This window comes from Chryseobacterium taklimakanense, assembly GCF_900187185.1.
In the GTDB taxonomy this organism is placed as follows: Bacteria; Bacteroidota; Bacteroidia; order Flavobacteriales; family Weeksellaceae; genus Planobacterium; species Planobacterium taklimakanense.
Genome location: NZ_LT906465.1, coordinates 2,108,380 through 2,122,312, shown reverse-complemented (window position 1 = coordinate 2,122,312; position 13,933 = coordinate 2,108,380). Strand labels below are relative to the sequence as shown.

At 40.6% G+C, this 13,933-nt stretch carries 13 protein-coding genes and 1 other RNA gene; 6 read left to right on the top strand and 8 right to left on the bottom strand.

The window, feature by feature from the left end; all coding sequences use genetic code 11:
- Positions 1–37 precede the first annotated feature (37 nt).
- Positions 38–2,656: a valine--tRNA ligase gene (locus CKV81_RS10140; protein ID WP_095073012.1), complete on the bottom strand. Its 2,619-nt coding sequence runs from the start codon at positions 2,654–2,656 to the stop codon at positions 38–40.
- Between the two features lie 136 nt (positions 2,657–2,792).
- Between CKV81_RS10140 and CKV81_RS10135 the strand changes: the two genes are divergently transcribed.
- Together CKV81_RS10135 and CKV81_RS10130 are read left to right on the top strand one after the other, a co-directional pair.
- Positions 2,793–3,248 carry a DUF1573 domain-containing protein gene (locus CKV81_RS10135; RefSeq protein ID WP_095073010.1) on the top strand — a complete coding sequence of 152 codons (456 nt, stop codon included), beginning with the start codon at positions 2,793–2,795 and terminating at the stop codon, positions 3,246–3,248.
- Between the two features lie 77 nt (positions 3,249–3,325).
- Entirely contained in the window at positions 3,326–4,195 is an 870-nt protein-coding gene (locus CKV81_RS10130) for a PPK2 family polyphosphate kinase (RefSeq protein WP_095073008.1), read from the top strand.
- An 86-nt stretch (positions 4,196–4,281) separates the two neighbouring features.
- Here the strand turns inward: CKV81_RS10130 and rnpB are convergent.
- From rnpB to CKV81_RS10115, 3 genes are all read right to left on the bottom strand, one after another.
- Positions 4,282–4,613: RNase P RNA component class A (rnpB, locus tag CKV81_RS10125), an RNA gene on the bottom strand.
- Between the two features lie 241 nt (positions 4,614–4,854).
- A complete protein-coding gene (rimM, locus tag CKV81_RS10120; protein ID WP_095073006.1) occupies positions 4,855–5,397 on the bottom strand; it encodes a ribosome maturation factor RimM in 543 nt (180 codons plus the stop codon).
- A gap of 138 nt (positions 5,398–5,535) precedes the next feature.
- Positions 5,536–6,135, bottom strand: coding sequence for a 30S ribosomal protein S16 (locus CKV81_RS10115; protein ID WP_095073004.1), 600 nt, complete (start codon positions 6,133–6,135; stop codon positions 5,536–5,538).
- A gap of 445 nt (positions 6,136–6,580) precedes the next feature.
- Between CKV81_RS10115 and CKV81_RS10110 the strand changes: the two genes are divergently transcribed.
- Complete coding sequence (locus tag CKV81_RS10110; protein ID WP_095071656.1) at positions 6,581–7,570, top strand: IS110 family RNA-guided transposase; 990 nt, start codon at positions 6,581–6,583, stop codon at positions 7,568–7,570.
- Positions 7,571–7,657: 87 nt separating this feature from the next.
- Here CKV81_RS10110 and CKV81_RS10105 read toward each other — a convergent pair whose 3' ends face one another.
- Together CKV81_RS10105 and CKV81_RS10100 are read right to left on the bottom strand one after the other, a co-directional pair.
- Positions 7,658–8,164, bottom strand: a complete 507-nt coding sequence (locus tag CKV81_RS10105; protein ID WP_095074432.1) for a nitroreductase family protein — start codon at positions 8,162–8,164, stop codon at positions 7,658–7,660.
- Between the two features lie 173 nt (positions 8,165–8,337).
- The gene (locus CKV81_RS10100) at positions 8,338–8,787 is read right to left on the bottom strand and encodes a hypothetical protein (RefSeq protein WP_095073002.1); all 450 of its coding nucleotides are present in this window, start codon (positions 8,785–8,787) and stop codon (positions 8,338–8,340) included.
- A 234-nt stretch (positions 8,788–9,021) separates the two neighbouring features.
- Between CKV81_RS10100 and CKV81_RS10090 the strand changes: the two genes are divergently transcribed.
- The gene (locus CKV81_RS10090) at positions 9,022–9,486 is read left to right on the top strand and encodes an MliC family protein (protein WP_095072998.1); all 465 of its coding nucleotides are present in this window, start codon (positions 9,022–9,024) and stop codon (positions 9,484–9,486) included.
- Positions 9,487–9,618: 132 nt separating this feature from the next.
- On the top strand, positions 9,619–11,688 hold the full coding sequence (locus CKV81_RS10085) for a M3 family metallopeptidase (RefSeq protein ID WP_095072996.1): 2,070 nt from the start codon (positions 9,619–9,621) through the stop codon (positions 11,686–11,688).
- Positions 11,689–11,795: 107 nt separating this feature from the next.
- On the opposite strand, the gene CKV81_RS10080 is transcribed toward CKV81_RS10085, so the two are convergent.
- Both CKV81_RS10080 and panD read right to left on the bottom strand, forming a co-directional pair.
- Positions 11,796–12,764 (bottom strand): lysylphosphatidylglycerol synthase transmembrane domain-containing protein, encoded by a 969-nt coding sequence (locus CKV81_RS10080; RefSeq protein WP_407641688.1) that lies wholly within the window; start codon positions 12,762–12,764, stop codon positions 11,796–11,798.
- Between the two features lie 96 nt (positions 12,765–12,860).
- Entirely contained in the window at positions 12,861–13,211 is a 351-nt protein-coding gene (gene panD / locus CKV81_RS10075) for an aspartate 1-decarboxylase (protein WP_095072991.1), read from the bottom strand.
- A gap of 400 nt (positions 13,212–13,611) precedes the next feature.
- Between panD and CKV81_RS10070 the strand changes: the two genes are divergently transcribed.
- Complete coding sequence (locus tag CKV81_RS10070) at positions 13,612–13,902, top strand: HU family DNA-binding protein (protein WP_095072986.1); 291 nt, start codon at positions 13,612–13,614, stop codon at positions 13,900–13,902.
- Positions 13,903–13,933 lie beyond the last annotated feature (31 nt).

Below are 13,933 nucleotides of genomic sequence, written 5' to 3'. Positions count from 1 at the left end.
CGAAAAGTCCCGAATTTAATCAAACCATGTCAAAATTTTATAGCGTTTTCAATTTCTCTTCCAAAAGCGCGATCTTGTCCTGGGCATCTTTCTGCTTTTTTCGTTCGTTTTCTACCACATTTGCAGGCGCTCCGGAAACAAATTTCTCGTTCGAAAGTTTCTTTTCTACGGAAATCAGGAAGCCTTTCAGGTAGTTCAGTTCTTCTTCTGTCTTGGTTTTTTCCTGCTCCAGATCTAAATTTTCGCTCAGTGGAACTGAAATCTCATTGGCTCCAACCAGGAAGGTGAAGCTCGGCTTATCTGTTTTTTGGCCAAAATTAATTCCGGAAATATTGGCGAGTTTTTTCACCACATCTTCATTGGCAAATTCACCTGCTGAAGTAAAGAGCTCAACCGTTTCACGGGGCGAAATCCCTTTACTTTGGCGGTAATTTCTAATCCCGGATATGATTTCTTTTGAGGTTTCAAAATTTTTGATAATCTCTTCACTGAAATCTGTGGCTTTTTTCTGTTGTGAAATGATCAGTGCCTGCTCAGGGGTTCTTTCGCTGATATTGTGCCACAGTTCCTCGGTGAGGAACGGCATAAATGGATGAAGCAGTTTCAACAGCTCTTCAAAAAATGCAATCGATTTATTATAAACTTCAGCTGAGATTGGCTCGCCATAATTTGGCTTGATTGCTTCGAGATACCACGAACAGAAATCGTCCCAGATCAGTTTGTAAATCAGGTGCAAACCATCAGAGATCCTGAATTTCGAGAACTGGTCATCAATTTCAACAATGGTCTTATTGAGTTGATTTTCGAACCATTCTATGGTCTGTAGATCTGCATTATTTGGTTTAATGGTTTCATCCTTGTTCCAGTTCTGCATCAATCGGTAAGCGTTCCATATTTTTGTGGCGAAATTTCTTCCCTGCAGCATAAGATCCTCGTCAAAAAGAAGGTCATTTCCGGCTGCGGAGCTCAGGAGAATTCCCACACGCACGCTGTCGGCACCATATTTTTCAATCAGCTCCAACGGATCCGGAGAGTTTCCAAGCGATTTGGACATTTTACGTCTTTGCTTATCGCGAACGATTCCGGTGAAGTATACATTTTTAAACGGAACTTCACCGCGCCATTCGATTCCGGCCATGATCATTCTTGCGACCCAGAAGAAGATAATATCCGGACCGGTTACCAGGTCTGAGGTTGGATAATAATATTTAATATCTTCATTGTCAGGATCAATCAATCCGTCAAACACAGAAATCGGCCATAACCAGGAAGAGAACCAGGTGTCGAGTGCGTCTTCGTCCTGTTTTAAGTTCGCAGGCTCAAGACTGTGATTTCCTGATTTTTGTTTTGCAAGTTCCAACGCTTCCTCAACAGTTTCAGCAACGACAAAATCCTCCTCCCCATCTCCGTAATAATACGCCGGGATCTGCTGTCCCCACCACAGCTGGCGGGAGATATTCCAGTCGCGGATGTTATTCATCCAGTGTTTGTAAGTATTCTTGAATTTTTCCGGGTGAAACTTGATTTCATCATTCATCACCACATCCAAAGCCGGTTTGGCAATCTCAGACATTTTCAGGAACCACTGCACTGAAATTTTCGGTTCAATGACTGCGCCGGTCCTTTCAGAAGTTCCAACTTTATTGACGTAGTCTTCAGCTTTTAAAAGCAAATCCTTTTCTTCAAGCTCCTTCACAATCAGTTTTCGTACATCGAAGCGGTTTTTACCGCTGTAATGCAGTCCGTGCTCATTCAAATTAGCATCATCGTCCATAGAATCGATCATCGGAAGGTTGTGGCGCTGCCCGATTTCGTAATCATTTACGTCATGAGCCGGAGTAATTTTCAAAGCTCCGGTACCGAATTCTATATCCACATAATCATCCTCGATAATGGGAACGATACGGTTTACAACAGGAACAATAACTTTTTTTCCTCTCAAATGGGCATAGCGCTCATCATTTGGATTAATACAAACCGCAGTGTCGCCGAAAATGGTTTCCGGACGTGTGGTTGCCACGGAAAGAAATTCTTCGGAACCATCAATTTTATATTTTAAGTAATAAAGTTTTCCGTTTTGCTCTTTGTAGATTACTTCTTCATCAGAAATATTGGTTTTTGCTTCCGGATCCCAATTCACCATCCTGTAACCGCGGTAAATGAGGCCTTTATTGTAAAGATCAACAAAAGATTTAATGACCTGCTGAGAAAGTTTAGGCTCCATCGTGAAACGCGTTCTTTCCCAGTCGCAGGAAGCGCCGAGTTTTTTCAGCTGCTCCAGGATGGTCCCGCCATACTTGTCGGTCCATTCCCAGGCGTGCTTCAGGAATTCTTCCCTGGTGATATCTGATTTGCTGATACCTTCAGATTTCAGCTTTGCCACCACTTTGGCTTCCGTAGCGATCGACGCGTGGTCTGTGCCGGGAACCCAACAGGCGTTGAAGCCGTTCATCCGCGCCCTTCTCACCAATACATCCTGAATCGTGTTATTCAGCATGTGGCCCATATGCAGGATCCCCGTAACATTGGGTGGCGGAATTACAATGGTATAAGGCGGGCGTTCATCCGGTGTGGAGTGGAAATAATTGTTTTCCATCCAGTAACTGTACCATTTCGATTCGGTTTCTCCCGGATTATATTTATCTGAAATCTGCATAAAATCTGTCTTTTGGCTTTATCCTGCAAAAATAGGGAAAAGTAAATTTTTAAAGTATTTATTCAAAATATTTTTAACTTTGCTCCCTGATTTTAATCTAAAACAGAGTAAGAAAAATTAAAATAATAAACGGATTATGAAAAAATTGTTTGCAGGCATGCTTATGCTGGGTACAGTGGCTTTCGCTTCTGCACAAACGATTACATTCAACACAGTAAACCTTGATTATGGTACTGTAAAACCTAATGCGGACGGAAACAGAACATTCATAGTAAAAAATACAGGTGATAAACCATTGGTAATCAGCAGAGTTCAGCCATCATGCGGCTGCACGACGCCAGACTGGAGCAAAGAGCCGATCATGCCGGGTAAAACCGGAGAAATCAAGGTTCACTACGATACTGCGGGCCTTGGTGAATTCCAGAAGTCTATCGATGTTTATTCCAACGACCCTGTAAATGGAAGATCAGTTATTTTCATCAAAGGCAAAGTTGATCCAAACGCGTCTGAAGTTGCTGCTGCAAATGCTAACGAAAAATCAGCAGTTGCACCGAATAAAAAAAGCACAAAGAAGAATGCGGCTAAAAAATAATTTTTAAAACAATATTTAAGACCAAAATCGTCTCAATTGAGGCGATTTTTTTTTATTTTTATTTAAAATTAAAGAAAATGGATCTGGATTTCAGTGATAATTATTTAGCAAAAGGAAAAATTAAATTAAAGAATTTCGACACCCATTATGCAGGCGGACTTACAAAAGATGAAGGTGAAAAAATGCTTCTGGACGAGAAGAAGAAACTGTACGAACTACAGGAAAGGCTCTACGCCGACGGAAGAAAATCGCTGCTCATCGTACTTCAAGCCATGGATGCAGCCGGAAAAGACAGCCTGATCGAACATGTTTTCGGTGGTGTTAATCCGCAGGGATGCGAAGTGACAAGCTTTAAGGAACCGACTTCGCAGGAATATGAGCACGATTTCCTGTGGAGACATTATATTGCCCTCCCCGAGAAAGGAAAAATCGGAATTTTCAACCGTTCGCATTATGAAAGTGTTTTGGTGTGCAAAGTGCATCCGGGCTACAACCTCAGCGAAAAAGTATGGACCGATGTTGCCCAGTTTGATGACGAATTTTGGGATAACCGCTACGAAAGCATCGAAAATTTTGAAAAACATCTCGCACAAAACGGTACTGAAATCGTTAAAATCTTTCTTTACGTTTCCCGCGACGAGCAAAAGAAAAGATTCCTTGACCGGATCAATGAACAGGAAAAAAACTGGAAATTCAGCATGGGCGACCTGAAGGAACGTGCACTTTGGGACCAGTATGTGAAGGCTTATGAAGAAGCCATCAGCCGTACCTCAAAAGACCATGCACCGTGGTACATCATACCTGCTGATCAGAAGTGGTTTGCCCGCATTGCTGCCATACAGATCATCATCGACACGCTGGAAAAAATGGATTTAAAATATCCTGAACTTCCCGCCGAAGAAGCTGCACAGCTTGATGAAGCGAAAAGGATGCTGGAGAGTGAATAAGCGAAACGCAGTTTAAACGGTTCAAAATTGTTTAAATAATTGGATTCCTTTGAACAATTTTAAATCCCTTTGAACCAAAATAAAAAACCACGGGAAAGCCTGTAAGCCGGATTCTGTATCACGCCGGTGGCGGATGCCTGTTATTTATCTGCGCCTGGCATTGCTGCAAGGCTTTAGCTGATTACCCCTCGATTTTCGGAACGGGCCGCTCCTATTTACAGATTGCTCCGTAAAGCATCGATATACTTACCATTGCACCGCATAGAGTTTACCTGGTTTCACTACAGCCGAACTGTACCTGCTTTCTGTTGCACTGGTCCTCGTATTGCTACGGACGGATGTTATCCGCTATGCTGCCCTGTGGTGTCCGGACTTTCCTACCCTCAGAAAACTGAGAATCAACAGGCCGGCTTTCCCGTGGGGTGCAAAGATAAGATTTCTCAAATCAAAAAAAGTTAAAACACTGGCTGTCGTAAAACGTATTTAAATCAACCCCAAAAGCCACAAGCTTTTTGGTGACTAACTGAGGTAAATTTAATATTTCAGTAAGAACAAAAAAGTTAAAAAAACCTCAGATTTTTCGCTTTGTGTGCTTCATGATAGACATTCCCTTAACACCGAGATAAGACAGTTCTTTTGTGGTGTAATAACCTGTGTGGCTATTCGTCTTTCACAGCTTTTGTGGTGAAGACATCCAGAAGGCCTTCCGGAAGCTGCATTTTGATAAATTTCTCATCACGGTTTACTTCGAGAATCCAGTCTTTGATGATGGGAACTACGATTTCCTTGCCCTTGAGATCGGTTACAAAGTAATGCTGTGCTGTCTGGTCGTTTACAGATTCCACCACTCCGTAGTCAACATCATTTTCATCTCTCAGGCTGTAACCCACAACTTCGTGATAATAAAAACTGTTCCCGGTAAGTTTTGGCAGCGTCGAAAGCGGAAGGTAAACGTTTTTGTTCACCGACTGCTCCACCATTGCTTCGGTCGAGTTTTTAAAGGAAATCAATTTAGTATCATCCTTTAACCACTGCTGTTTTTCAATGAAGAAAGGGACAAGCAGGCCATTGATTTCAATAAAAATACCCTCGAGTTTATTATAAAATTCCGGCTGGTCGGTATCGAGTTTCAAAACAACGTTACCGGCCAGTCCGTGTTTACGGGTGATTTTGCCCAGAAAATAACAGTCTTCTTTTTTCATTTCACAAAATTAAGGAAAATAAAAGTGTGGTTCATCGGGGATCACTGTACTTTATTAATTTGAAACCAGATGCGCCCCAACAAAAAAAGAGACGCAAAAATCTGCATCTCTTCATTTGAAAATATTTTTCGGTAAATCTTAAGCCTGCGCTTCTTCAGTACCTTCTGCTTCTGCAGCAGGAGTTTCCTCAGCAGTTTCTGCTACCGGCTCTTCATTGCCTTCTGCTGCAACAGGTTCATCTTCAGCAGGCGCGTTTGCAGCTTCCTCAGCAGCTTTAGCTTCAGCTAAAACAGCTTCCTGAGCCGCGATTCTGTCTGCGTTTACTTTTGCTTCAGCTTCAAGAGCCGCTTTTTTGGCATCAGCCTTAGATTTTGCCAAACCTTCTTTTTTACCTTCAACCGCTTTCTCTTTGTTTTCCAACCAAGCGTTGAATCGTTTCTCAGCTTCAGCTTCATCGAAAGCACCTTTTGCTACTCCACCCTGAAGGTGTTTTTTGTAAAGGGCTCCTTTGTAAGAAAGGATTGCTCTGGCTGTATCCGTAGGTTGTGCACCGTTGTTCAGCCATTTTACTGCACCGTCAACATCAAGTTCGATGGTTGCAGGATTGGTGATTGGGTTATAAGTTCCCAATTTTTCGATGAATTTACCATCTCTTCTTGCTCTGGAATCTGCAACCACGATGTGGAAAAAAGGCTTCCCTTTTTTACCGTGTCTTTGTAATCTGATTTTTACTGACATATTGTTTTGATTTTTGGGAACTCGTCCCGGTTAAATATTAAGGCTGCAAAGATATAGAAAATTTTTAATGCAACAACCTAATAATGTTACAATTTAGCAATGAAATTGTGTTTTTTGAATTGGATGTACTTAATATATTTTTCAGGAGCCGGGAACCTGCTTTCCATTGCAATTCCTCGTGCACCACCTTGTCCAACGCTTACTGCGGGATTTCCATTGCAATGGTAAGTTTGCACTAGAATAATTAATGAAGTAAATTAGTTGATAATATTAACTAGAAAGAAAAACAGCAGGAGTAAGGCAGACGCTGCGTTGATACTTAAGATATCGCCCCTGATTTTATCCCCCTGCTGTTGTTTTCTTCCAAATCCGGATAGAACATTGTTGGTAAGAACTTTTACCATGATGGATCAGAAGAAAACGTTCTTTCCAAAAAAAAGAATTGATGTCAAATTTATTGAAAAAAGTAATTGGTGTGGACGTTGGGTCCAAATTTTTAACGCTTAGTTTCCTGGACGATGAAAAAGGAGAACAGGTTTTGAATTTGCCAAATAATGAGCGCAGCATTTTGTCGTTTCTGTCTAAAATCTCTCCAAGCGATTATTGTTTTGTGATTGAGGCAACCGGAAACTACAGCAGCCGCCTGCTTCACCTCTCTATAGGAAAAGGATTTGAAAGCAGTCTGATCAACTGTATGTCTGTGAAACATTTTGCAAGGATGAAAAACATCATCACGAAAACCGATGCGGAGGATGCAAAACTGATCAGGAATTACGGAGAGATGTTCCGTCCGGAATTTTATATTCCAAAAACTCAGGATATTGAATATCTGGATCAGGAAATAAAGCTTCTTAATGATCTGGAAGAAGAAAAGCGTCGTTACGCGGTAAAGCTAAAAGCCTTAAGATTCCATTCCGTTGTTAATCCTTCAACAGAGAAACATTATGAAAAACGTTTAAAGCAACTGGAGAAAGAAATCAAGGAAGTTGAGGCCAGATTGCCGCAGTTGCAGGATGAGGAATTTACAGAAACTAAAAACCTGCTGCAGTCTGTATCGGGAATTGGCGAAAAGACGTCACTCCAATTAATGACTGCCACCTCAGGATTTAAAAATTTTCATTCTTCAAAATCTCTGGTAAAGTATTTTGGTCTGGCTCCAAGAATTTACCAATCGGGAAAGAAATCTTATTCACCAGGAAAATGCCGAACTTCAAAAACTTATATCCGAAGTATTCTCTATGTCTGTTCCTGGACGGCGATAAAGCACAACCAAAAATGTAAAGAGCTCTACTTACGGCTGCTTGAGAAGGGCAAGGCAAAAAAACTGGCTCTGATTGCCGTATGCAACAAACTTCTACGAATATGCTTCAGCGTAGTAAAAAACAAAACACCTTTTCAACAGGATTTTCAAAATAAATTAAAAATTTCAACCTGAAAAATTTGCAGATTAACATAGAACATCAGGGCTATGGATCACAGTGATATATAAAATTGGGCCTGAAATTATCACCTCATCACCTCATCAAACCATTCCCATATAAAAGAACCCCAAACATTTCTGGTTTTCTTGCAAACCAAGATAATCACCGATATAATCTTTCGTATTCGGGGTACTCCAATAGCAACCGACATTATTCGCAGTGCAGGTCAAATACATATTTTGGACACCCATCGCAACAGCGGCAACTTCTTCCCATTCCTGAACGAGTCCTGAAAAGTTGACGCAAACAGCAACAACAGCATCTGTTTTTTTAATTTTTTCAGAAATATCCACATATTTTCTCTCGAGGAAAACTTCCGGACGCGTAATTTCGCGGTATGTTTCAGCGAGTTTTTCACCTAATTCGGTTTTTTGCAGCCCACGGAAAATTTTGAAACGCCACGGTTTTGTTCTTTTGTGATTCGGAGCAAAATGCGCAGAATTCAAAATTTCTTCGAGGATCTCCTGCGGAATTTCTTCTGCTGTATAATCTTTTGGAAAGATGCTTTTCCGGGATTGTATGATTTGTTTTAAAATATCAGGATTCATTTTGCAAAAATAAGAAATAACAGGGTTGGAATTTATCTGAATGTTTTCTGCGGAAAAAAGTTTCGTCCCTTCAGATTCCACCAACATTTCACTCCTACCGAACTCAAAAAATACCTCTGAAATTTTTCCACCAACATTACTCGCCTTCGGCGCTCACAATCTGTGTTCGCTGCCTACAAAATCTCCTCTATTTTCTGATGAATATTATTCAGTACAAATTCATCGCCCGCTTTTTTGCCTTTCATGATCTGCGCCATCGGGCTTTCTTCGGAAATAGCGTAGAACCGGTCTCCTTCATAGAAGAACTCGCCCAGGGAAACCGAAATATAAAATCTCGCCTTGTTGGTAATCACCAGCGATCCTAACTGTGCAATTTCGGTAGGGGAGTTGATGACCCGCTGCATTTTCTGTTTCATGGCTTTAAGGGCTGCCATTTGCTTGTCGAGATGGTAAATTTCTTCCTGAATTTCCTCGCGGAACGAGTCGTACTTGGGCGTTTTCTTAATATCGCGGCTCGCTTCCAAGGTGAAATCCCGATAAAAATCCAGTGTCTTTATCTTTCCCGAAATCATGTCGTTTACAAAATTCCGCAATTCACTTTTATGGTAGGTAATCTTCCGCATTTCCGTTTCTATACTCCGAATATAGAAAAATGTTTATTAAGATTATCAAGCAAAACAAAAAAAAGGGCAAAAAACGTTTCTATGATATTGACTTCAATTTATTGTTTTACCTTAAATATAGGAATGCCTTTTTTTGCCCTATCCTACCTGTTTTATTGCCATCCTACCTTAATTTGGAATATTATTTGATGAGGATGATGCCGAAGTTTTTAATCACTAAAAAATTAAACACACATGACTAGAAAATTGTTTTTCTCAGCGGCACTTGCGCTGGTGGCAATGTCCTGCTCCAAAAAAAATGAAACAGGATCTATCACCACAGAAGAAACCACCACTTCTAATCCTGAAACCACCATCAACACGACGGTAACTCCGATAGATTCTGCAACGTCGTTGAAGGAAACACAATCTGTTACCACAGCCGACCAAACTACAACAACCAAAACCACTACAGGAGAGGTTTACCACTACATCAGCAACGACGGAAAAACAAAATTCAGCGCCATTTATGACCCTGAAAAAGGTACCGTAGCCCTGAAAAATGAAACTACCGGCCAAACCTACGATATGAAAAGCGTGGTTTCCGGAAGCGGCTCGAAATATGAGGATGCCGATAAAAATTTCTGGTGGACACACCAAGGTGAATTTAACTTCGGAAAAGGCGACAAAGACCTTATCTTAGGGAAAGAAGTAAAATAATTTTTACACGAAAATATGAGACCGTTCCAGATTTTGGAGCGGTTTTTTTGTTTTAAAACTGAAAAATCAATTTCGGCTCACCGAAGCTCACGGATTATCTTTAAAAACATTATTTTTGAATAAATAAATATAATGACACCCAATATTTTATTACAAAACTTCGATACACCGCACCATTCTGCGCCTTTTGAACAGATTAAAGAAGAAGATTTTCTCCCGGCTTTTCAAGAACTCATTAAAATTTCCGAAGCCGAAATCAATGAAATCGCGCAAAATGCGGCGCTGCCAACTTTCGAAAACACCATTGAAGCACTCGCCTATTCCGGTGAAAAACTGGATGTAGTTTCCAATATTTTTTTCAACCTTAATTCTGCCGAAACCAACGATGAAATACAGAAAATCGCACAGGAAGTTTCACCGCTGCTCACTGAATTTTCGTCTAAAATTTCGCAAAACCAACAACTTTTCGAAAGAATTAAGAAAGTGTACAACGAAAGGGAAAAATATGATTTAAATGAAGAACAGCAAACCCTTCTCACCGAAACCTACAAAGGATTTGTCCGCAGTGGCGCACTTTTGAACGATGATGACAAGAAAAAACTGGAGAAGATTAATATTGACCTGTCAATGAAATCGCTGCAGTTTGGCCAGAATGTTTTAGCGTCTACCAATGCGTATTTCAAACATATTGAAAACAAGGAAGATTTGAAGGGAATTCCGGACGCGATTCTTGCACAATACGCCGAAGATGCAAAGGAAAAAAATCTCGAAGGCTATGTTATTACGCTGCAATATCCAAGTTATCTTCCGGCAATGACTTACGCTGAAAACCGCGATTTGAGGAAAGAATTGGCTTTGGCCAACGGTAAAAAATCTTTCGACGGCGGTGAATTTGACAATAAAAATCTGATTAAAGAAATCATCAGTCTGCGCCAGCAAAAAGCCGAACTTTTGGGTTATAAAAATTATGCAGATTACGTTTTGGAGGAAAGAATGGCGCAATCTTCGCAGAAAGTCCACGATTTTCTGAACGAACTTTTGGAAAAGGCCACACCTTACGCCCAAAAAGAAACCGAAGAATTAAAAACGCTGGCAAAAGCCGATGGAATTGAAGAAATGCAAAGTTATGACCACGCGTTTTATGCGGAGAAACTGCGCAAACAAAAATTTGACTTGAATGACGAGGAACTGAAGCCCTATTTCCAGCTCGACAAAGTTCAGGAAGCAGTTTTTGGTTTGGCCAGTCAACTTTTCGGGCTGACTTTCAAAGAAGTCTTTAATGTCCAAAAATACCATCCGGAGGTGAGAACGTATGAAATTTTTGAGCGAGCCCAACCTAACCTTCCGGATGAGAAGGAAGAAGTACACTCAGGAGATTTAGGAGCTTTTAAAGCCCTGTTATATGTTGATTACCACCCTAGGAAAGGCAAGCGCGCGGGAGCCTGGATGACGAGTTTCAAAAATCAGTTCAAGAAAGATGGTGAAAATCACCGTCCGCATATTTCGGTGGTTTGCAATTTCTCGAAACCGACCGCCGACACACCAAGTTTACTGACTTTCCAGGAAGTGACGACACTTTTCCACGAATTTGGACATGCTTTGCATGGCGTTTTGGCTGACACCCAATATCCAAACCTTTCGGGAACCTCAGTAAAATGGGACTTTGTGGAACTTCCGTCACAGTTTTTGGAAAATTATTGCTACGAACCGGAATTCCTGAAAACATTTGCAAAACATTACCAGACCGGAGAAGTTTTACCGGATGACAAAATCGATAAAATCGCCGAATCGAAAAATTTTATGGAAGGGTATCAAACATTGAGGCAACTTGGTTTTGGGCTTTTGGATATGGCCTACCACACCAAATCCGACAAAGTTGAGGACGTAAAAACCTTTGAAACCGAAGAAACGAAAGCGACAAATTTATATCCATCAAATCCTGAAACTGCAGTAAGCCCTAGTTTTTCGCATATCTTCCAGGGCGGTTATTCAGCGGGATATTATTCTTATAAATGGGCGGAAGTTCTGGATGCGGATGCTTTTCAGTACTTTAAAGAAAACGGAATTTTCAACCCGGAAATCGCGGCGAAATACAAAGTTCTGCTTTCTTCCGGCGGAACGAAAAATCCGATGGAACTGTACAAAAATTTCCGCGGCAGCGAACCAAAAGTGGAGAGTTTGCTGAAGCGGGCGTTTGGATAGATTTTAACCCAAAATATTTAACCACAAAAGGCACAAAAGTTTCCTGTTTAATTGGCTTTTATACCAAAGGCTGCAAAGCTTTGAAGAATTCTTTGTGACTTTTGTGGTTAAAAAAACTCCCGAGCTTCCACCGCTTTATGCCGGTTTCTGGCCAAAATCGGAATTGAAATAAAACCCATAACCACCATGATCACCAGCTGCATCGTGTGAGAAATGAACGCATAAGCCAAACCGACCTCTGCACCTTCATCAAAAGATTTTCCCATGGAAAGAAACAGTGCACCAATCCCGATTTTCAGGGCAAAATGAAACGCACCGATTCCGCCGGAAGCCGGAACCATCATTCCTAAAGTTCCCACCACGATAATGAAAAACCCATCGGCAACGGTGAAATCTGCAGTTTCGGGAAGGGCAAAACAAACCAGATAAGCTGCGAGATAATAACACACCCAAATCGCGATGGAATAAAGGATGAATTTTACCGGATTTTTAAGTCTGAAAATAGAAAGGACTCCCTGCAATAATCCATCAAAAATTTTGTAAATATTTCTGAAAAAAGGCAATTTTTCAAGCGCTTTCCTCAGTGCAAAAAATAATACAGCACCAAGCAAACCTGCGCCCAAAATCAGCCATATCCAGTTGGAGGAAGATTTTTCCGCACCCGCCTTCTGTTCTGTCGCAAACCTGTAAAATTCTGCAATGGCATTGTATTTAAAAATCAGTGTAAGGCCGAGAAAACCGATCATGCAGATTAAGTCGACGACCCGTTCCAGAATAATAGTCCCGAAAGATTTGTCAACCGGCACTTTTTCTACACCATACAATGCCGTAGATCGCGCCAGTTCGCCGCTTCTCGGTATTGTTAAATTCATGAGATAGCCAAAAGAGATGGTCCACATGGAATTGGAATTTGAAATGCGGTATCCCAACGGTTCCAGCAACAGATTCCATCGCACCGCCCTGAACCAGTAGGCCAGAATTCCAAAAACGGCAGCAGCAACTACCCAAAAGTAATTTGCTTTTGCGAAGTAACCTTTTATTTTTTCAAAATCCAGTCCGCGGAAAGCCAGCCACATAAAAAAAACAGCCACTGCCAACGAAACAGCAATGGTGAGAAACGTCTTCAGAGGATTAATTTTCTTTGGATTTTCCAATATAACGAACTGTAAACTTTATGTTAGTAAATTAGTCTTTTCATCAGGGAAAATGATTTTCGGCTGGAACGTTTTTGCTTCCTCAGGCGTCATTTGGGCGTATGAAATGATGATGATAATGTCGCCTTTCTGCACTTTTCTGGCGGCCGGACCGTTAAGGCAGATCTCGCCGGATTTTCTTTTGCCTTTTATCGTATAGGTATCAAAACGCTCACCGTTGTTTACATTCACAATATATACACGCTCACCAACCACCAGTCCGGCGGCATCTAGCAAATCTTCGTCAATGGTAATGCTCCCGATATAATTAAGGTCGGACTCTGTGACTCTAACCCTGTGAATTTTAGATTTAAAAACTTCAATTAGCATGCGGCAAATTTATTATAAATTATTTAATTTAACACGAAATAATAAGTATATCAACACCTTGACAGAAATTCCTGTAATTAACTTAAACAAGGTAAAAAGACAGTATATTTACGAATTACACAACAATACTATTTATTATCTGCAAAATCACTATCATATTTCGAAATTCATAATTCCAATATTGTTTTAAACAAATATTTAAAAACCCAATAGTATCGGGCAACTGGCATAATTTTAGTATGCTGTAACGCTGATTTTTGGTAAAAAAAACGATTATCAATTTTATATTATTGCATAAAATTCAGTACAATTTTCGCCGGATATATCAAAAAAATTTGCACAATTTGAAAATTGTATTAAATTTGCCATAAATAACTAACTTTTTAAACAGTAAACAATTATGAACAAGTCTGAATTAATCGACGCAATGGCACAGGATGCCGGAATTACTAAAGTTGCTGCTAAAGCCGCTCTAGAATCTTTTATGTCTAACGTACAGTCTGCCCTAACGAAGAAAGACGGTAAAGTATCTTTGGTAGGCTTTGGAACATTCTCTGTATCTGAAAGAGCTGCAAGACAGGGAATTAACCCTGCAACTAAAAAGCCGATCAAAATCGCTGCTAAGAAAGTTGCAAAATTCAAAGCTGGTGCTGACCTAGCTAACGCAGTAGCTGGTGCTAAGAAAAAATAATCTTAATAAGATTTGAAAATTTAAGAAAATG

Excerpts from the sequence above, each read along its gene's own strand:
- CKV81_RS10140 (WP_095073012.1), bottom strand. The coding sequence starts at position 2,656 with ATGCAGATTTCAGATAAATATAATCCGGGAGAAACCGAATCGAAATGG.
- CKV81_RS10135 (WP_095073010.1), top strand. The coding sequence starts at position 2,793 with ATGAAAAAATTGTTTGCAGGCATGCTTATGCTGGGTACAGTGGCTTTC.
- CKV81_RS10130 (WP_095073008.1), top strand. The coding sequence starts at position 3,326 with ATGGATCTGGATTTCAGTGATAATTATTTAGCAAAAGGAAAAATTAAA.
- rimM (WP_095073006.1), bottom strand. The coding sequence starts at position 5,397 with ATGAAAAAAGAAGACTGTTATTTTCTGGGCAAAATCACCCGTAAACAC.
- CKV81_RS10115 (WP_095073004.1), bottom strand. The coding sequence starts at position 6,135 with ATGTCAGTAAAAATCAGATTACAAAGACACGGTAAAAAAGGGAAGCCT.
- CKV81_RS10110 (WP_095071656.1), top strand. The coding sequence starts at position 6,581 with ATGTCAAATTTATTGAAAAAAGTAATTGGTGTGGACGTTGGGTCCAAA.
- CKV81_RS10105 (WP_095074432.1), bottom strand. The coding sequence starts at position 8,164 with ATGAATCCTGATATTTTAAAACAAATCATACAATCCCGGAAAAGCATC.
- CKV81_RS10100 (WP_095073002.1), bottom strand. The coding sequence starts at position 8,787 with ATGCGGAAGATTACCTACCATAAAAGTGAATTGCGGAATTTTGTAAAC.
- CKV81_RS10090 (WP_095072998.1), top strand. The coding sequence starts at position 9,022 with ATGACTAGAAAATTGTTTTTCTCAGCGGCACTTGCGCTGGTGGCAATG.
- CKV81_RS10085 (WP_095072996.1), top strand. The coding sequence starts at position 9,619 with ATGACACCCAATATTTTATTACAAAACTTCGATACACCGCACCATTCT.
- CKV81_RS10080 (WP_407641688.1), bottom strand. The coding sequence starts at position 12,764 with ATGTGGCTGGCTTTCCGCGGACTGGATTTTGAAAAAATAAAAGGTTAC.
- panD (WP_095072991.1), bottom strand. The coding sequence starts at position 13,211 with ATGCTAATTGAAGTTTTTAAATCTAAAATTCACAGGGTTAGAGTCACA.
- CKV81_RS10070 (WP_095072986.1), top strand. The coding sequence starts at position 13,612 with ATGAACAAGTCTGAATTAATCGACGCAATGGCACAGGATGCCGGAATT.